General features: G+C 58.6%; 23 protein-coding genes. 8 read left to right on the forward strand and 15 right to left on the reverse strand.

Annotation, left to right across the window (positions count from 1 at the left end):
- Positions 1-6: 6 nt before the first annotated feature.
- On the reverse strand, positions 7-384 hold the full coding sequence (gene rplS / locus N4A58_RS11980) for a 50S ribosomal protein L19 (protein ID WP_072709619.1): 378 nt from the start codon (positions 382-384) through the stop codon (positions 7-9).
- Between the two features lie 201 nt (positions 385-585).
- On the opposite strand from rplS, the gene N4A58_RS11985 reads away from it, so the two are divergent.
- Complete coding sequence (locus N4A58_RS11985; RefSeq protein WP_293709902.1) at positions 586-1,278, forward strand: DUF6338 family protein; 693 nt, start codon at positions 586-588, stop codon at positions 1,276-1,278.
- A gap of 178 nt (positions 1,279-1,456) precedes the next feature.
- On the opposite strand, the gene trmD is transcribed toward N4A58_RS11985, so the two are convergent.
- The 10 genes from trmD to N4A58_RS12035 form a co-directional block, all read right to left on the reverse strand.
- On the reverse strand, positions 1,457-2,230 hold the full coding sequence (trmD, locus tag N4A58_RS11990; RefSeq protein WP_293709904.1) for a tRNA (guanosine(37)-N1)-methyltransferase TrmD: 774 nt from the start codon (positions 2,228-2,230) through the stop codon (positions 1,457-1,459).
- 4 nt (positions 2,231-2,234) lie between these two features.
- A complete protein-coding gene (gene rimM / locus N4A58_RS11995; protein WP_293709906.1) occupies positions 2,235-2,741 on the reverse strand; it encodes a ribosome maturation factor RimM in 507 nt (168 codons plus the stop codon).
- A complete protein-coding gene (locus N4A58_RS12000; protein ID WP_177218635.1) occupies positions 2,738-2,881 on the reverse strand; it encodes a hypothetical protein in 144 nt (47 codons plus the stop codon). The genes rimM and N4A58_RS12000 overlap by 4 nt, the downstream gene beginning before the upstream one ends.
- A gap of 13 nt (positions 2,882-2,894) precedes the next feature.
- Complete coding sequence (bluB, locus tag N4A58_RS12005; RefSeq protein WP_293709908.1) at positions 2,895-3,524, reverse strand: 5,6-dimethylbenzimidazole synthase; 630 nt, start codon at positions 3,522-3,524, stop codon at positions 2,895-2,897.
- Between the two features lie 11 nt (positions 3,525-3,535).
- The gene (rpsP, locus tag N4A58_RS12010) at positions 3,536-3,892 is read right to left on the reverse strand and encodes a 30S ribosomal protein S16 (RefSeq protein WP_293709910.1); all 357 of its coding nucleotides are present in this window, start codon (positions 3,890-3,892) and stop codon (positions 3,536-3,538) included.
- A 52-nt stretch (positions 3,893-3,944) separates the two neighbouring features.
- Entirely contained in the window at positions 3,945-4,247 is a 303-nt protein-coding gene (locus N4A58_RS12015) for a chorismate mutase (RefSeq protein ID WP_293709912.1), read from the reverse strand.
- Positions 4,240-4,854, reverse strand: a complete 615-nt coding sequence (locus N4A58_RS12020; RefSeq protein WP_293709914.1) for a GNAT family N-acetyltransferase — start codon at positions 4,852-4,854, stop codon at positions 4,240-4,242. Before N4A58_RS12020 ends, N4A58_RS12015 begins: the two co-directional genes overlap by 8 nt.
- Positions 4,851-5,393: a GNAT family N-acetyltransferase gene (locus N4A58_RS12025; RefSeq protein ID WP_293709916.1), complete on the reverse strand. Its 543-nt coding sequence runs from the start codon at positions 5,391-5,393 to the stop codon at positions 4,851-4,853. The genes N4A58_RS12020 and N4A58_RS12025 overlap by 4 nt, the downstream gene beginning before the upstream one ends.
- On the reverse strand, positions 5,393-6,916 hold the full coding sequence (gene ffh / locus N4A58_RS12030) for a signal recognition particle protein (protein ID WP_293709918.1): 1,524 nt from the start codon (positions 6,914-6,916) through the stop codon (positions 5,393-5,395). The genes N4A58_RS12025 and ffh overlap by 1 nt, the downstream gene beginning before the upstream one ends.
- 276 nt (positions 6,917-7,192) lie before the next feature.
- On the reverse strand, positions 7,193-7,774 hold the full coding sequence (locus N4A58_RS12035; protein ID WP_293709920.1) for an NAD(P)H-dependent oxidoreductase: 582 nt from the start codon (positions 7,772-7,774) through the stop codon (positions 7,193-7,195).
- Between the two features lie 156 nt (positions 7,775-7,930).
- Between N4A58_RS12035 and N4A58_RS12040 the strand changes: the two genes are divergently transcribed.
- Positions 7,931-8,806: a LysR family transcriptional regulator gene (locus N4A58_RS12040; protein WP_293709983.1), complete on the forward strand. Its 876-nt coding sequence runs from the start codon at positions 7,931-7,933 to the stop codon at positions 8,804-8,806.
- On the opposite strand, the gene N4A58_RS12045 is transcribed toward N4A58_RS12040, so the two are convergent.
- Positions 8,769-9,119, reverse strand: coding sequence for a helix-turn-helix transcriptional regulator (locus N4A58_RS12045; protein ID WP_293709922.1), 351 nt, complete (start codon positions 9,117-9,119; stop codon positions 8,769-8,771). The genes N4A58_RS12040 and N4A58_RS12045 overlap by 38 nt on opposite strands.
- A gap of 206 nt (positions 9,120-9,325) precedes the next feature.
- On the opposite strand from N4A58_RS12045, the gene N4A58_RS12050 reads away from it, so the two are divergent.
- The 6 genes from N4A58_RS12050 (at position 9,326) to N4A58_RS12075 (ending at position 12,438) form a co-directional block, all read left to right on the forward strand.
- Complete coding sequence (locus N4A58_RS12050; RefSeq protein WP_072709640.1) at positions 9,326-9,670, forward strand: AtpZ/AtpI family protein; 345 nt, start codon at positions 9,326-9,328, stop codon at positions 9,668-9,670.
- Positions 9,645-10,418, forward strand: coding sequence for a F0F1 ATP synthase subunit A (locus tag N4A58_RS12055; protein ID WP_072709642.1), 774 nt, complete (start codon positions 9,645-9,647; stop codon positions 10,416-10,418). Before N4A58_RS12050 ends, N4A58_RS12055 begins: the two co-directional genes overlap by 26 nt.
- 58 nt (positions 10,419-10,476) lie before the next feature.
- Complete coding sequence (locus N4A58_RS12060; RefSeq protein ID WP_072709644.1) at positions 10,477-10,713, forward strand: F0F1 ATP synthase subunit C; 237 nt, start codon at positions 10,477-10,479, stop codon at positions 10,711-10,713.
- A 106-nt stretch (positions 10,714-10,819) separates the two neighbouring features.
- Positions 10,820-11,368, forward strand: coding sequence for a F0F1 ATP synthase subunit B' (locus tag N4A58_RS12065; protein WP_072709646.1), 549 nt, complete (start codon positions 10,820-10,822; stop codon positions 11,366-11,368).
- Positions 11,369-11,371: 3 nt separating this feature from the next.
- Entirely contained in the window at positions 11,372-11,929 is a 558-nt protein-coding gene (locus N4A58_RS12070) for a F0F1 ATP synthase subunit B (protein WP_072709648.1), read from the forward strand.
- 128 nt (positions 11,930-12,057) lie between these two features.
- Positions 12,058-12,438 (forward strand): hypothetical protein, encoded by a 381-nt coding sequence (locus N4A58_RS12075; protein WP_293709927.1) that lies wholly within the window; start codon positions 12,058-12,060, stop codon positions 12,436-12,438.
- Here N4A58_RS12075 and N4A58_RS12080 read toward each other — a convergent pair.
- From N4A58_RS12080 to N4A58_RS12090, 3 genes are all read right to left on the reverse strand, one after another.
- Positions 12,435-13,202, reverse strand: coding sequence for a FadR/GntR family transcriptional regulator (locus tag N4A58_RS12080; RefSeq protein WP_293709929.1), 768 nt, complete (start codon positions 13,200-13,202; stop codon positions 12,435-12,437). The two genes, N4A58_RS12075 and N4A58_RS12080, sit on opposite strands and share 4 nt — an antisense overlap.
- A gap of 124 nt (positions 13,203-13,326) precedes the next feature.
- Positions 13,327-14,538, reverse strand: a complete 1,212-nt coding sequence (locus N4A58_RS12085) for a hypothetical protein (RefSeq protein WP_293709930.1) — start codon at positions 14,536-14,538, stop codon at positions 13,327-13,329.
- Between the two features lie 79 nt (positions 14,539-14,617).
- Positions 14,618-15,073, reverse strand: a complete 456-nt coding sequence (locus N4A58_RS12090; protein WP_072709656.1) for a GNAT family N-acetyltransferase — start codon at positions 15,071-15,073, stop codon at positions 14,618-14,620.
- Positions 15,074-15,087 lie beyond the last annotated feature (14 nt).

Here is a 15,087-nt window from a genome sequence, read left to right on the forward strand (position 1 = left end):
CACCTCTTACGCTTCGGTTTTGGGCTTGTAGTTGCTGACTTCGGCGATACGAGCCGACTTACCACGACGCGAGCGCAGGTAGTACAGCTTCGAACGACGGACGCGGCCACGACGCACAACAGTGATGCTGTCGATGTTGGTCGAGTACAGCGGGAATACGCGCTCTACGCCTTCGCCAAACGAAATTTTGCGAACGGTGAACGAGCCAGCAATGCCTTTGCCGTTCTTGCGGCTGATGCACACGCCTTCGTAGTTCTGAACGCGCGAACGGGTGCCTTCGGTCACCTTGTAACCGACGCGAATGGTGTCGCCGGCTTTGAAGTCGGGGATTTCTTTCCCCAGCGCAGCAATCTGCTCCGCTTCGATCTGTGCGATAAGATCCATCGCATATCTCCTAACTGCTTGTGGTTGGCCCACAAAGGTCTGGTGCCGGTCTCAGAACTCTAGGTCTTCTCTCGGGTCCGCCGCAGCGCCCGCCAGAGGATCAGATCAGCTTTGGTTCGGTTCCCGAACGTCAGAGGGCCCGATTGCCGCCAGAAGAAGACGGAATCGCACTGGGGCCTCCATGTGCGGGATGCGCGCGATATGTCAGGTTTTGCTGGGGTTGGCAAGGGGGGAGGTCGTTCGCTATGTTCTCTGAAAAATGGAGTAGCTAATATTTTTGGAACCTCAGAAATTGACCTTCAAGACTTCGCCAATTCGATAAGGTTGTTGGCTCCTGGCTTTCTAATTATTTTTTTTCGCACTCGCTATGTTAGTGGGCGAATGAAAAGCTTGTCTTCGGCGCTGTTGGAGTATCTCTTATTCTCTTCAATTTATTACGTTGTTACCTTCTCCATTTTTGACATTGCGCGAGCGTATGAGAAAGTCAATTTCACATTAGATGATCCGTTTGTTGCACTTATTTGGACATTCCTGCTTCCGGTGGGCGTGGGCGTCTTTTTAGGAGCTGCAGTACAGAAGGGTTGGTTTCGATTTATTGAAAATTGGTTGCGATTAAATGCAATAACTCCCCATATGACGGGTTGGGACGGCGCATTTTCAACGCTGAAGAACCATGCCTGGGTTAGTGTCCACACGAAGAGCATGGGCATTGTTTGTGGCAAATTCACCGATCGCTCCAACGCGTCAATAGATTTGAGCAGAAGCGACATATTCTTGGAGTACGTTTTTGGAGATTGTTTTCCTGAAACCGAAGATTTAGACGAGGATCACAAGACGAGTATGTGGATATCCGCAGACGAGATAATCGCTATCGAATTTCATGGGGGACATTGATGTCTGATTCAAAGAAACCAAGCCAGAGCAATGTGGGCAATCAGATCAAGGCTCCAAATCGCGACGTGAAGCTAAATTATTCCGACGGTTCTCGCGGGTTTAAGGCTCCAACGCAGTCGAAAAAGGCCGCTCCGCCTCGCAACCCTAGTGTGGTAAAGCCAAAAGGCAGTAATTAAAGCTAATCCAACAAATCCGGACGCCGCTCCCGAGTGATCCGCTCGGACTCTTCCTTGCGCCAGTCGGCCACCTTGCCGTGGTGGCCGGACATCAGGACTTCGGGGATTTCGCGGCCTTTCCAGACGGCGGGGCGGGTGTATTGGCCGTGCTCTAGGCGGCCGTTGGAGAAGCTCTCTTCTTCGATGCTTTCGGCGTTGCCCAAGACGCCCGGGATCAGGCGGACGGTGGCGTCGAGCAGCGCATGGGCCGCGATTTCGCCGCCGGTCATCACGAAGTCCCCCAGAGAGACCTCTTGGATGCCGTAGTGTTCCAGCACGCGCTCGTCCACGCCCTCGAACCGGCCGCAGAGGATTGTGACGCCGTCGCAGGTGGACAGATTGCGGGCCATTTCCTGATCGATGCGTTTGCCGCGGGGGGACATGTAGAGGATCGGCCAGTTGCCGCGGGTGCCCTCCATCGCGTCTTCGATCGCGCGGCCCACCACGTCGGGGCGCAGGACCATGCCCGCGCCGCCGCCCGCGGGGGTGTCGTCGACGTTCTTGTGCTTGCCCACGCCGTAGTCGCGCAGGTTCACGGTTTCCAGCTGCCAGCGCCCTTCGCGGAGGGCTTTGCCGGTCAGACTCTCGCCCAAGATGCCGGGAAAGGTGCCGGGCATCAGGGTGATCACGCGGGCGGTCCAGATGTGGGCCAGCGGGGCGGGCGCCATCAGGTCCGTGGGCTGCGCGGTGAGTTTGATCGCCTTGCGGCCGTGAGAGCGTTTGGGAGCGTCGGTCATGGGATTAGTCAAACAGGCCTTCGGGCGGGTCCGCGATCACGCGGCCAGAGGCGATGTCCACGGTGGGCACGACCTCTTTGGTAAAGGGGATCAGAACGGTGGTTTTCAGACCGGGGCCAAAGACCTCTAGCAGGTCGGTGGCGCCGTGGTTCTGGACGGCCTTGATCTTGCCAATCGGGTTGCCGCCGGTGTCGAACACGTCGAGCCCGATCAGGTCCGCGTAGTAGTATTCGTCGTCATCGGTTTCGGGCAGCTGGCTGCGCAGGGCATAGAGGCCCATGCCGCGCAGGGCATCCGCGTCTTCTTTGCTGTCGATACCGGTCATGCGGGCGGCCAGACCGTTGGAAATCTGGCGGGTGATGGTCACCTCGAAGGTGCGGCTGCCATCCTCGGTGGTGAGGGGGGCGTAGTCAGCAATGGCCTCGGGGATGGCGCAGAAGCTTTTGATCCGGACCTCGCCTTTGACGCCGTATGCGCCGCCGATGGTCCCTACTCGAACACGTTCGGTCATTCCGTCCTCATGATGCATAGTCCGTTGCGGGTGGTCCCGCCGATTTCGTCGCAGAGTTTACCCTTTTCCGAGCGTTCGTACATCATGCCCGCCACAAAGGCGACGGCCAACAGGAATGGCAGGCGAATGAGGCCGAACATGGGTCTCTCCGGTTTAGCGGGTTTCGAGCGGCAGGGCAGCGGCGCGGGCTTCCCAGCCTTTGCGCTCTAGCTCGGGGGTGATGTTGTCTTCTGTCGGGTAGCCGATGCAGAGATACGCGACCAAGGCCCAATCGGTGGGCACATTCAGATCACGGCAGAGCATTTCGGGATCAAGGATCGAGACCCAGCCCACCCCCAGCCCGTGGGCACGTGCGGCAAGCCAGAACTGCATGATCGCGGAAACGCAGGAATACCGGCGCATTTCGGGCATGGTGCCCGCGCCAAGGCCTTTGCCCTTGGTGGTGCTGTCGTCGCAGAAGACGGCCAGATGGACAGGGGCCTCTTGCATGCCGGACAGCTTGAGCGTGGCATAGGTCTTGGCGTCGTCGCCTGAATACCCGTCCAGCGCCTGACTGTTGGCAGTGCGGAAATTGGACAGCGCCGCGGTACGGGCCGCGGCGCTGGTCACGCGGATCAGACGCCAAGGCTCTGACAGCCCCACAGAGGGTGCCAGAGCAAAGGTGCCAAACAGACCCGCCAGCAGATCCTCGGACACCGGATCGGTGCGGAAGTGGCGCACATCGCGCCGCCACCGCATGAGCTGGTCCAGCTCGTCCCGAAAGGTGTCCGAAAATCCGGTCATCACAGAGCCGATTACTCTTCGGCTGCTGCTTCAGCCGCTTTTGCAGCTTTCTCTTCAGCGCGTTCCTGCGCTTTCTTGCCGGGAACGGCTTTCTTCATGTTGGCGCGCTCTTTCTTGGGGGCGACGCCAGCTGCTTCGAGGAAGCGAGCAACACGGTCGGTGGGCTGTGCGCCCTGGCTCAGCCAGTACTGAACGCGCTCCATGTCCAGCGAAACGCGACGCTCGTCGTCTTTTGCCAGAAGGGGGTTGTAGGTGCCCAGTTTCTCGATGAAGCGGCCGTCGCGCGCCATGCGCGAGTCAGCTGCAACAACTGCGTAGTGGGGACGTTTTTTGCTGCCGCCGCGGGCCAGACGAATTTTCATTGCCATTGGAGTGTCTCCTTAGAGGGTATTTCTGGTTTGTTTTCAGAGTGGGCCGCGCTCAGGCGTCCTTCTGTTTGGCTTCGTGATGCTTGATCACTTCCTGAATGATGAAGTTCAGGAATTTCTTGGCGAATTCAGGGTCCAGATCGGCCTGAACTGCCAATTCTTCGAGCCGCGCGATCTGTTTTTGTTCGCGTGCGGGATCCGAGGGGGGCAGGTCGTGTTCCGCCTTGAGGCGGCCAACGGCCTGCGTGTGCTTGAACCGTTCGCCCAAGGTATAGACTAGGATGGCATCCAGACGGTCGATGCTTTCGCGGTGACCTTTGAGGATTTCGGCAGCGCGGGTCACGGTGTCAGTCAAGGGCCCATCCTTCCGGTTTAAAATTGGGATTCTGGTAGAAACCGATTTCCTGCGCGATCGCGTCCGCAATCTGGCTGGACCGGCACTGCGCAGGGGTGGGGTGGCGATACACCACGTCATTGCCATCGACCGACGGGGCCTCGTGATCCTTTTTGCAGCCAAGCCGTTCGGCAAGGCGGATCGAGTCGAGGTTTTTCGGGTCCAGATAGCTGACGGCGGTTTCCCAGCCACGCTCGTTGTAGAAGTAGCGGCGCACGCAATCGGCGGCCTCTAGCGCGATGCCACGGCCAGCCACGCGGGGCCAAATGATCCAAGCGATTTCCGCCTCGGGCCAGCCTGCGGGCTTCCAGCCGCCGGCCATGCCGTAGGTTTCGTCGGTGTCGGCGTCGTGGATCATCCACATGCCATAGCCGCGGATTTCCCAGTGCCCGATTTCAGCGGCATAGAGCATCCATGCCTCGTACTGGTTCAGCGGGCCGCCCATGAAACGCGAGCGATAGCTGCTGAAGGTCGCTTTGAAATCTGGGTAATCCTGCGGCTCGGGGCCGCGCAGAACCAGACGCTTGGTGCGCAGTTCGGGGATTTTGGTGGTCGAGAACTGGCTCATGCGTAAGCCTCCATCCCGCCGTCCATCAGGTCGGCTGCAGAGAGGTGGCGCCAGATTTCTTCTTCGCCAAAGCGCACGTGGTTGAACATGCGCTCGAATTTCGCGCCCATCTTGCGGGCGACGTTTTTCGAGTGCTCGTTCGGGGGCATGATCAGGCTGACCACGGTGTCCCACCCCAGAACGTCATAGGCATAGGTGCGGGCCGCGATTGCGGCTTCGGTGGCGTATCCTTTGCCCTCGTGACCTTCGTAGATGTCCCAACCGATTTCGGGCTCGGGCCACCCTTCGGGGTTCCAGAGGCCGACGTTGCCGATCAGCTCGCCGGTTTCGGTCAGGGTCACAGCCCAACGGCCATAGCCGCGCAACTGCCAATGCCCGATTTCGCAGGCCAGCATGCGCCAGCTGCTTTCGGGATCGGCAGGGCCCCCACAATATTTCGAGCGGTCAGACGCATAGAACGCCGAGAACACGGGAAAATCCGCGATCTCGAACGCGCGCAGCGTCAGACGTGCCGTCGTTATGGTGGGAGCAGTGGTCATTATTTCTTTTTGCCGAACATGTTGGGCAGACCGCCCATGCCGGGCATGCCGCCGCCCATTCCGCCAAGGCCGCCCATGCCGAGCTTGCGCGCGGTGGCCTCAAGCTCTTTGGGATCCATTTTGCTGGGGTCGATCGATGCGGGATCGAAGTTGCCGTCCATGCCGGGCAGAGCCTTGCCGCGCATGGCCGAGACAGCCTGTTTGAGCATGCCTTTGCCGCCCTTCTGGCTGATCTTTTTCATCACATCGGCCATCTGGCGGTGCATTTTCAGCAGCTTGTTCAGTTCCGACACCTCAAGGCCCGCGCCTTTGGCGATACGCTTCTTGCGGCTGGCTTGCAGCAGGCCCGGGTTGGCGCGTTCCTGCTTGGTCATCGAGTTGATCAGAGCGATCTGGCGCTTGATGATGCTGTCGTCCATGCCGGATTCCTGCACCTGCTTGGCCATTTTGCCCATGCCGGGCATCATGGACATCATGCCCTGCATGCCGCCCATTTTCTGCATCTGCTCAAGCTGGCTCTTCAGGTCGTTCATGTTGAACTGACCCTTCATCATGCGCTTCATCATGCGCTCGGCCTGTTCAGCCTCGAGCGTTTGCTGCGCCTTTTCTACCAGCGAGACGATGTCACCCATGCCGAGGATACGGCCCGCGACACGTTCGGGGTGGAATTCTTCCAGAGCGTCGGTCTTCTCGCCAAGGCCGACGAACTTGATCGGCTTGCCGGTGACAGCGCGCATGGACAGAGCTGCACCGCCGCGCCCGTCACCGTCCATACGGGTCAGGACCACACCGGTCACGCCGATCTTGTCGTCAAATTCGGTCGCCACGTTCACGGCGTCCTGACCGGTCAGACCGTCAACGACCAGCAGGGTTTCGCGCGGGTTGGCAACGTCGCGAACAGCGGCGGCCTGTGCGATCAGTTCCTGATCGATGTGCAGGCGGCCCGCGGTATCGAGCAGGTAGACGTCGTAGCCACCGAGGCCCGCTTGGGTCTTGGCGCGCTTGGCGATGGTGACGGGGTCTTCGCCCTTGACGATGGGCAGGGTGTCGACGCCGATCTGCTGACCCAGAATGGCCAGCTGTTCCATCGCTGCAGGACGGTTCACGTCGAGCGAGGCCATCAGCACGCGCTTGCCTTCGCGCTCTTTCAGACGTTTCGCCAGTTTCGCAGTGGTGGTGGTTTTACCGGAACCCTGCAGACCGACCATCAGGATCGGCGCGGGCGGGTTGTCGACCTTCAGCTTGCCGGGCTCGCCTTGGCCAGCGAGGAACGCCACCAGCTCGTCGTGGACGATTTTGACAACCTGTTGACCGGGGGTAACCGATTTGGTCACCGACGCGCCGGTCGCTTTTTTCTGGACAGCTTTAATAAAGTCGCGTGCGACGGGCAGAGAGACGTCGGCCTCCAGCAGAGCGGTGCGCACTTCGCGCAGAGCCGTTTTAACGTCGTCCTCGGACAGCGCACCTGCTTTGGTCAGCCGGTCAAAGACACCGCCAAGGCGTTCAGATAGATTTTCGAACATGCCAAGCCCTTTCCAAGACCGTTAAAGAATGCGCCCTAGATAGGCGGTGATGCGACATACGCCAAGCGCCCCCATGGGCGCAACGCGCTGATGGAGGGCGATCCCGGCGATAGCCATGGGACCGGAAGCATCATAACTTCCGGAGGATTCTGCGCGCGTATGCATGATACAAGCACCAGAGTCAAGAAAAGGCGCGCCCCGGGGAGGAATGGGACGCGCCTTTGAGTGGGCCACGGGAATGAGGGAGGAACGCGGCCGGTTGATCAGCTAACTGCGTTACGCAGCAATTTGTTCCACGGCGTTGTACGCATTTTTCACAGAACCGTCGGCGTCAAGCGCCAGCTGGTCAGCAGCCACGATGGTCACGTCGGTAATGCCAACAAAACCAAGGATAAATTTCAGGTAGGTGGTCGCGAAATCAATCTCGGATCCAACAGCGGTCCCGCCCGATGCCACTGCTAGAATGGCGCGCTTGTTTTCCAGAAGACCAACGGGACCATCTTCGGTGTAGCGGAAAGTCACGCCGGCGCGGGCGATCTGGTCGATCCATGCCTTCAGGCGCGCAGAGATGGTGAAGTTATAGATCGGCACGCCTATGACGATGGTGTCGGCTTCCTGAATTTCGGCGATCAGGGTTTCGGACAGCGACAGAGCCTCTTTCTGGTCTTCGGTGCGCTTGTCCGCGGGGGTAAAGTTCGCGCCGACCCAGTTGCCGTCGATCAAGGGCAGCTCTTCGGTCAAGTCGCGGGTGATGACCTTCTCGGGTGCCAAACGCTCTAGAATGCGAGTGGTTAGGTCGCGCGAGATCGAGCCTTCTTTGCGGACGGAGCTATCAATACGAAGTACTGTCTTGGTCATTTGTAAAATCCACTGTGTTCGAGTGAGGAGGGTGGTTTTTCGGTCTTTCCGATAACATGGCTCTTGCTTTTTCGAACGCAATCACGAGAAATGCGGTAGTAAATGTGTGTGTCTGCACAGCGATAACGTTTCGGGGGTCTAATTGGTCTGATGGGTATGGAGAATTGGGACGAGGTGCGTACCGCCTATCAGGTGGCGCGCATGGGAACTGTGAGTGGCGCCGCCGACATTTTGGGCGTTCACCATGCCACTGTGATCCGCCACATCGACGCGCTAGAGCAGCGACTCGGGGTGAAACTGTTCCAACGCCATGCCCGTGGTTACACGCCGACCGAAGCGGGTCATGACCTGTTCCGCGTGGCGCAAACCACCGATGACCAGTTCAGCCAGCTGGCAGGCCGGATCAAAGGGCAGGGCGCCGGTGTAGGTGGCGAGTTGGTCGTTACATCGTTGGTGCAGTTGTCTCCGCTGATCGTGCCCGTGCTGAAGGGCTTTCAGGAAGAGCATCCGGATGTCTGTGTTCGCTTCTTGACCGGCGAGCGTCTGTTCCGTCTGGAGTATGGCGAGGCGCACGTGGCGATCCGTGCGGGCAATGCGCCTGATCAGCCGGATAACGTGGTCCAGCCGTTCTTCCGTCAGCAGGTCGCCCTGTTCGCGTCCAAAGACTATGTCGAGAAACACGGCAAGCCCGAGAGCCCGACGGACTACAAGAACCACCGTTTTGTCGGGCAGGATAATGTCGACAGCCGCGCGCCCTTTTATGTGTGGATGAAGGACAACATCCCGCGTGAGAACGTGACCTTCCGGTCAGAAGATTCCCGAGCAATCGAGCAGGCCATTCTGGACGGTGCCGGAATCGGCTTCATGGCCTACTGGGAATGGCAGCAGCACAAAGATCTGGTGCAGATTTGCGAACCCGATGACACTTGGGCCTCGAATATCTGGATCGTGACCCACGTGGACCTGCATCGCACACCCAAGGTTCAGACCTTCCTCAAGTATCTGAAGGATCAGGCCCAGGGCTGGCGCTGAGTTCAACCTCGAGAAACCGTTCGAAGGCGTCCAGATTGACGGCTTCGAACTGGCCGAAGCTCTGCATCCAGATGCTGGCATCGCGCAGGGCATTCGGCTCTAGCTTGCACCATTTCACCCGTCCGCGCTTTTCCTGAGAGATCAGGCCCGCGTTGGCGAGAATGGTCAGATGCTTGGAAATCGCAGCCAATGACATGTCGAACGGCTCTGCCACATCGGTGACAGCCATATCATCCTCGAGCAGCATCGACAGGATGGTGCGTCGGGTGCGATCGGCGAGCGCCGCAAAAACAAGGTCGAGCTGCTGGTCCATAATCAGGGCATGGGGCAGGAATTTGGGAACGTCAACCAAATGGTTGAATATAGCAAATGGGCCTTTCGTGCCGGTTTTGCCTACGGTGTGGTGGCGCAAACGGAAATCGATGTCATAAAAATCAATGACTTACGGCGGACATTCTGTCGCTTGACTCACAGCGCTGTGACACCTATCCAACCTTCAACAGCCCAAGGGGTGCGTAGATGATTGATCCAGCCGAAAAAGAGCGTCTTGAGCGGCTCGAGGCGCGGATCTCGGAAGCGAAAAAGGCTCATGCCGAGCCTGAGCCCCGGGCCGACGAACATTATTCCCAAGCGCAGGTTGCTTGGCGGATGGTGACGGAACTGGTTGCCGGTTTATTGATCGGCTTCGGCATGGGATACGGTTTGGATGCCATTTTAGGGACCAAACCGGTGTTCATGGCGGTATTTACATTGTTGGGTTTCATCGCGGGCGTGAAGACAATGCTCCGCTCGGTAACAGAAATCCAAGATCAACACGCGGCGACGGCCGCACAGGATGATGAGGGACGTAACAGTGGCGGATAATGCACACGCAGCAGAAGGCACCGGCCTGGTTTTTCACCCCATGGATCAGTTCAAGGTCCAGCCGCTGTTCGGTGGTACTGACGTAAGCTGGTACACCCCGACCAACGCGATGCTGTGGCTTGCCCTGACCGTTCTGGCTGTCTTCCTCGTGATGGTTGTTGGGACACGCGGCCGCGCTGTGATCCCCTCGCGCGGTCAGTCGATCGGCGAACTGGCATACGGCTTCGTCTACAAGATGATCGAGGACGTGACCGGTAAGGATGCCATCGTCTACTTCCCCTACATTATGACCCTGTTCATGTTCATCCTGATGAACAACTTCTTGGGTCTGATCCCTGCCAGCTTCGCGAACACTGCACAGATCGCAGTCACCGCGATCCTCGCATTCGCAGTTTTCTTTGCCGTGACGATCATCGGTTTCGTCAAGCACGGCACGCACTTCCTCGGCCTTTTCTGGGTGACCTCGGCGCCGCTTGCCATCCGTCCCGTTCTGGCCGTCATCGAAGTGATTTCCTACTTTGTTCGCCCTGTCAGCCACTCTATCCGTCTTGCCGGTAACATCACCGCCGGTCACGCCGTGATCAAAGTGTTTGCTGCATTCGCTGGTCTGGTCGCTCTGTCGCCGCTGGCTATCCTGGGCATCACCGCCATGTACGGCCTCGAAATGCTGGTTGCATTCATTCAGGCCTACGTTTTCACCATCCTGACTTGTGTCTACCTGAAAGACGCTCTGCACCCGAGCCACTAGGGCTCGGCCCCGCAGATCAGGACTGAATTATCGCCATTCCAACGTAAGGAGAAATGTTATGGAAGGCTCGATCGCAGAAATGGGTAAATTCATCGGTGCCGGCCTGTCGGCATTCGGTATGGGTCTGGCAGCTATCGGTGTGGGTAACGTCGCCGGTAACTTCCTGGCTGGCGCACTGCGCAACCCTTCGGCCGCTGGCGGCCAAACCGCGACCCTGTTCATCGGTATCGCGTTCGCAGAAGCACTGGGCATCTTCTCGTTCCTGGTTGCTCTGCTGCTGATGTTCGCCGTCTAATCTACGGGTTCATTCCTTACGGCCGGGCGAGCGTCACTGCGACGCTCGCCCGGTAATATCGGACCTTCGGGTCCGAACCAAGGACGGGCCACGGAGGACGCACAACATGGCAACTGAATCGCATGGCGCTGAAGCCGTTGCAGCAGGTCACGCCGCAGCCGAGTCGGCAGGTATGCCTCAGCTCGCAGTCGAGACCTTTGGGAACCAGATCTTCTGGCTCCTCGTCGCGCTTGTCGCGACCTACCTGATCCTGTCGCGCGTGGCTCTGCCGCGTATCGCAGCCGTTCTGGCCGAGCGTCAGGGGACCATTACGAATGATATCGCCGCCGCCGAAGAGCTGAAGCTCAAGGCGAAAGAGGCAGAGGCCGCCTATGAACAGGCACTGGCTGATGCCCGCACGCAGGCGAACGAGATTGTCGAAGCCACCCGTGCCGACATCAAGGCTGACCTTGATGCCGCTCTGGAAAAGGCTGACGCTGAAATCGCTGCCAAAGCTGCAGAGTCGGAAAAGGCAATCGCCGAAATCCGCGCGAACGCAGCCGAAAGCGCAGCCGAAGTCGCCAAAGACACCGCCAAAGAGCTTATCGCTGCTCTGGGTGGCGAAGTTGATGGCCGCTCGGTGACCGCAGCTGTTAACGCCCGGATGAAAGGATAAGCCATGCGCACACTGATCATCCTTGCCGCTGCTCTTGCCGCTTCGCCGGCGATGGCTGCATCAGGTCCGTTCTTCTCGCTGCACAACACTAACTTTGTCGTTTTGATCGCCTTCTTGGTGTTCCTCGGCATCCTCGTGTACTTCAAAGTGCCTGGCACTCTGGGTGGTATGCTGGATAACCGTGCGACCGAGATCAAAGGCGAACTGGACGAAGCACGTCAGCTGCGCGAAGAGGCTCAGAGCCTGCTTGCAAGCTACGAGCGTAAGCAGAAAGAAGTTCAGGACCAGGCGGACGCTATTGTTGCAAACGCCAAAGCCGAAGCTGAAGCTGCTGCCGTTCAGGCGAAAGAAGACCTGCAGAAATCGATTGCTCGCCGTGTGCAAGCTGCCGAAGAGCAGATCGCATCGGCCGAAGCATCGGCTGTTCGTGAAGTCCGTGACAGCGCGATCAACGCAGCTGTCGGCGCGGCGCGCGACATCCTTGCCAAGCAGATGACCGACGAAAAGTCGGGCGCTCTGATCGACTCGTCGATCAACGAAGTAAAAGCCAAACTGCACTAACGGCCAAGGTCTTACAGGGACAGTGAAGCGCGGATTGCATTCTTGCAGTCCGCGCTTTTTCGTTGCAGTAAGCAACCAAGTTTAGACGAGTGTGCTATCATCGCATCATGCGGTGAAAGGGTTGGGGTATGCCTTTCAAGACAACAGCGATTTTGACGGCGGCGGTTATGGCGGCGCTCGGACTGGTTTTGCTATGGGCGCCGGACTCGATTCTGGACGACTCGTTTGACCTGTCCGCAGATTATCCGCACATAATGGCGCGCCGCATGTCGATCTTTATGCTGATCTACGCATTCTTGCTGTTCAGGTTGCATGACGTGCCAGCAGGCAAAGTGCGAAACACCCTGTGCCATGGCTCCATCATTCTGATGTTCTCGTTGGGTGCCCTAGCGGCCTATGAGATGGCTGTCGGTCATGCAGCAGGCGATTTCATGCGGATCGGTCTTGCGAACTTTGCTATGGGGTTTCTGTTCGTATGGAGCTGCATTTCTGAGCGCAGGCGGGGTTAACGATCCCGTTCGTGCTGGAAACGCTGCATCGCGACCGCTTCGTTGCGCAGCGCACGCTTTTCGTCCCGCAGGGCCGTTTCGACGTAATCCAGATGCGCAGTCACTGCGGCCCGTGCGGCGGCTGGATCCCGTTTCTGTAGAGCTGTGTTGATCGCGCGGTGCTGCTCTAACAGGTCATCGCGGGTGGTGCGCTGTTTGAACATGACGTTGCGATTGTAGAACACACCTTCGCGCAGCAGATCGAACATGGAGCGCAGCATGTGCAGCATAATCGTGTTGTGGCTGGCCTCGATGATGGCCATGTGGAAATCTGCGTCAATCGCAGCCTCTTCGGCGGGATTTCGTTTGGGATGGGCGGCCTCCATCCGTTTGAAGACGGTGTCGATCACCCGTAAATCCGTGTCTGACGCCATGCGGCACGCGCGGTCGGCGGCCAGCCCTTCGATGTCGCGGCGGAACGAGATGTAGTCAAACACGGCTTCGTCATGCGCGGCGAAGAGCCGAATGAGGGCGGGTGAAAACGCATTTCCCAAAACTTCGGCCACGAAAACGCCGGATCCGGCGCGGGTTTCAAGCAACCCATTATCCTGCAGTTCCGATACGGCTTCGCGCAGGGAGGGACGCGACACGCCAAGCCGATCCGACAGCTCTCGTTCTGATGGGAGCCGTTCCCCCGGCCGGAGAATGCCGCGCAGAATCAACTGCTCGATCTGTCGGACCACAGAGGTCGAAAGCTTTTCCGTTTGGACTTTTTGAAAGGGCATTGCGGGCACCGTCGAATTGATTGGTCATATTATATGACCGGAGCGGCGCGGAAAACACAGCGAAAAAAAGAGCGCCCCGAAGGGCGCCCAAGTCTTTCCAGGGATGGAAAAGAGAGTGGTGGTTTTATTCTGCGGGCACCGCCGTGGCTTCTGAGGTGGCAAAGTGCTGCCGGTTCAGGCGGAAGACCAAGGCAACCATCGCGAACTGTGCGATCAGGGCGATGGCGGTGATGCTCCAGTAGGTCACGTCGTACTTGGTGATCACGCCAGCAGCCACGAGCCCTTTGTTCACGAAGAAGTGCAACATGACACTCAGCGCGACACCGGGGCAGACCAGAGCGTAGGACCCAGCAGATGTTTTCTGACCCAGAACGAAGTCCTTGAAGTAGCCTTGGCGGCGCAGAACCGTCATGCCAAGGCCAAGGAAGACGAGTTGTACTGCCAGTAGCTTGGCCAAGAAGACCATGGTTTCGCCTGCAGTGGTGTGCACCTCGAAGGTGGTGTGCAGGCCGTGATCTTGGCGCAGGACCATGATCCCGAGCACGGTCATCAATGGGACGATAATCATCAGCGTCGGGCCAGCTTCTTTGGCGGTGCCATAGTGCAGCATCGAATTGAAGGCGGTCAGCACGGCGACAACGCTGTAGAGCACGGCGGCCACCCCAAAGACGGTGGACAGCACGAGGCTCGCACCGACTGTCGCGGTGGTGTGCGACATCGCGGCGGGGGCGGACAGACCAACGGCAACCATAGCCAGAGCAAACGCAGGCAGCATTTGGGCAAAAGAGTTGTGCGCGGTCACATCAAAGATCCCGCCCTTGGACAGCACGCGGCCAAGGAAGTCGCCGATCAGGCGCACAGCCCACACACCGGTCAGCGCGAAGGCAACCATCGCCATCGGGAACAGATATTCGACGATGCTCCACAGCTGCGGCACGAACACGAGACCGACGATAAAGCTGGCGTTGATGCTCATGGCAACGGCCAGAGGTGCGGCGAGCAAGGTCGTTTCGCCGTTAGAGTTGCGCAGTTTGGTATAGGCTTCGGTCTGCTTGAATTTGGACAGCTGGCCGAGGTTCCAGATCAGTGCCTTGATGTTCATGAAGGCAAACACGGCGATGCCCAGAGCGGCCACGATGATGGCGGCTTTCAGCGGCAGCGTACCTGTTTCGAACGCGGCGCGAATGTCCTCGAAGACGGGGACAGGCTTGCCGGGATGCGGGACCCAGAACATCAGATACATAAAGAATGTGACGGCAAGGCCGCCTGCTCCGACGGAGCCTAGGAAGTAGGTGGGGACATATTTGTCCGCGGCTTTGTAAGTGTGAATCGACATCGGACTCTCCTGACGTATTCGTCTTTGTGAATATAATAGTATTCACAAAATGGAATGTGAAGTCCCAAAGTGTCGCACCCTAAGTCATGGTCTTTTCCATGAACAGGCTGTCGGGGTGGTCTGTGTAATCTCCGAAGGGACCGCAGAAGGTAAAGCCGTGGCGTTGATATAGCTTGTGCGCCGCTGTCAGCAGGGTTCCGGTCTCGAGTCTGAGGATTGGAATCCCTTCCTCGCGCGCGACGGCGAAGATCGCCTCGAGCATCGCATCAGCGAGTCCTGCACCCCGACAGGTCGGGTCCACGAACATCGATTTAATCTCGCCATAGCCGTCTTTGCGGGCGATGGCGCAGCAACCCCGCGTGACGCCATCAATCCGCCCTTCAAAGAATGTGATCTCTGGCACGCACAGCGCGTCGATTGACAGAAAGTGGCAGGCCTCCGCGTCAAAAAGAGAGAGCATGAGTGCGTGGCTGGCCTGTAATAAGGCGGTGGATTCGGGGGCATGTGGGTTGCCGACCGCAACAGTAACAGTCATCTGTGGGCCTCTTG

The sequence above is a fragment of the Donghicola sp. genome (assembly GCF_025210255.1).
Lineage (GTDB): Bacteria > Pseudomonadota > Alphaproteobacteria > Rhodobacterales > Rhodobacteraceae > Donghicola > Donghicola eburneus.

Bases quoted from the DNA above. Each gene is read 5' to 3' on its own strand.
- rplS (WP_072709619.1), bottom strand. From the start codon at position 384: ATGGATCTTATCGCACAGATCGAAGCGGAGCAGATTGCTGCGCTGGGG.
- N4A58_RS11985 (WP_293709902.1), top strand. From the start codon at position 586: ATGTCAGGTTTTGCTGGGGTTGGCAAGGGGGGAGGTCGTTCGCTATGT.
- trmD (WP_293709904.1), bottom strand. From the start codon at position 2,230: ATGACCGACGCTCCCAAACGCTCTCACGGCCGCAAGGCGATCAAACTC.
- rimM (WP_293709906.1), bottom strand. From the start codon at position 2,741: ATGACCGAACGTGTTCGAGTAGGGACCATCGGCGGCGCATACGGCGTC.
- N4A58_RS12000 (WP_177218635.1), bottom strand. From the start codon at position 2,881: ATGTTCGGCCTCATTCGCCTGCCATTCCTGTTGGCCGTCGCCTTTGTG.
- bluB (WP_293709908.1), bottom strand. From the start codon at position 3,524: ATGACCGGATTTTCGGACACCTTTCGGGACGAGCTGGACCAGCTCATG.
- rpsP (WP_293709910.1), bottom strand. From the start codon at position 3,892: ATGGCAATGAAAATTCGTCTGGCCCGCGGCGGCAGCAAAAAACGTCCC.
- N4A58_RS12020 (WP_293709914.1), bottom strand. From the start codon at position 4,854: ATGAGCCAGTTCTCGACCACCAAAATCCCCGAACTGCGCACCAAGCGT.
- N4A58_RS12025 (WP_293709916.1), bottom strand. From the start codon at position 5,393: ATGACCACTGCTCCCACCATAACGACGGCACGTCTGACGCTGCGCGCG.
- ffh (WP_293709918.1), bottom strand. From the start codon at position 6,916: ATGTTCGAAAATCTATCTGAACGCCTTGGCGGTGTCTTTGACCGGCTG.
- N4A58_RS12035 (WP_293709920.1), bottom strand. From the start codon at position 7,774: ATGACCAAGACAGTACTTCGTATTGATAGCTCCGTCCGCAAAGAAGGC.
- N4A58_RS12040 (WP_293709983.1), top strand. From the start codon at position 7,931: ATGGAGAATTGGGACGAGGTGCGTACCGCCTATCAGGTGGCGCGCATG.
- N4A58_RS12045 (WP_293709922.1), bottom strand. From the start codon at position 9,119: ATGGACCAGCAGCTCGACCTTGTTTTTGCGGCGCTCGCCGATCGCACC.
- N4A58_RS12050 (WP_072709640.1), top strand. From the start codon at position 9,326: ATGATTGATCCAGCCGAAAAAGAGCGTCTTGAGCGGCTCGAGGCGCGG.
- N4A58_RS12055 (WP_072709642.1), top strand. From the start codon at position 9,645: ATGAGGGACGTAACAGTGGCGGATAATGCACACGCAGCAGAAGGCACC.
- N4A58_RS12060 (WP_072709644.1), top strand. From the start codon at position 10,477: ATGGAAGGCTCGATCGCAGAAATGGGTAAATTCATCGGTGCCGGCCTG.
- N4A58_RS12065 (WP_072709646.1), top strand. From the start codon at position 10,820: ATGGCAACTGAATCGCATGGCGCTGAAGCCGTTGCAGCAGGTCACGCC.
- N4A58_RS12070 (WP_072709648.1), top strand. From the start codon at position 11,372: ATGCGCACACTGATCATCCTTGCCGCTGCTCTTGCCGCTTCGCCGGCG.
- N4A58_RS12075 (WP_293709927.1), top strand. From the start codon at position 12,058: ATGCCTTTCAAGACAACAGCGATTTTGACGGCGGCGGTTATGGCGGCG.
- N4A58_RS12080 (WP_293709929.1), bottom strand. From the start codon at position 13,202: ATGCCCTTTCAAAAAGTCCAAACGGAAAAGCTTTCGACCTCTGTGGTC.
- N4A58_RS12085 (WP_293709930.1), bottom strand. From the start codon at position 14,538: ATGTCGATTCACACTTACAAAGCCGCGGACAAATATGTCCCCACCTAC.
- N4A58_RS12090 (WP_072709656.1), bottom strand. From the start codon at position 15,073: ATGACTGTTACTGTTGCGGTCGGCAACCCACATGCCCCCGAATCCACC.